The organism is Arthrobacter sp. Y3225116 (assembly GCF_059091245.1).
The window spans coordinates 1-376 of record NZ_JBNHGL010000579.1 but is presented as its reverse complement, the minus strand read 5'-3'; the positions used below and the strand labels follow the sequence as shown (position 1 = coordinate 376).

At 73.7% G+C, this 376-nt stretch carries 1 protein-coding gene; it reads left to right on the top strand.

Features of this window, described 5'->3' with window-relative positions; translation table 11 throughout:
- Positions 1 to 150 precede the first annotated feature (150 nt).
- On the top strand, positions 151 to 376 hold a 226-nt coding region (locus tag AC5RV2_RS19050), incomplete at its 3' end, for a LamB/YcsF family protein (protein ID WP_494093624.1).

The following is a 376-nucleotide window of genomic DNA, read 5'->3' as shown; positions in this document are numbered from 1 at the left end:
GGCCCTCGAGTCGTCCGGCGACCAGGACGGCGATGGCCGCAGCCGCCCCGCCGGCGGACCCGACGACGGGACCGGGCCGTGACAGTACCCGGCAGCCGCCCTGCCCGCCCCGGCGATCCGGTTCGAGCTGCATCGGGAGGCCGGCCGGGGATCGACCTGAACAGCGATCTTGGAGAATCGGTCGACGGTCGGCTGATGGGCGACGACGCCGCGATGTTTCCGCTGATCACCAGCGCGAACATCGCCTGCGGCTACCACGCCGGCGACGACGAGACGATGCTGGCCAGCTGCCGCCGCGCCGTGGAGCACGGGGTGGCGGTGGGCGCGCACGTTTCCTATCGGGACCGGGCCGGGTTTGGCCGCCGGAGCCTGGACG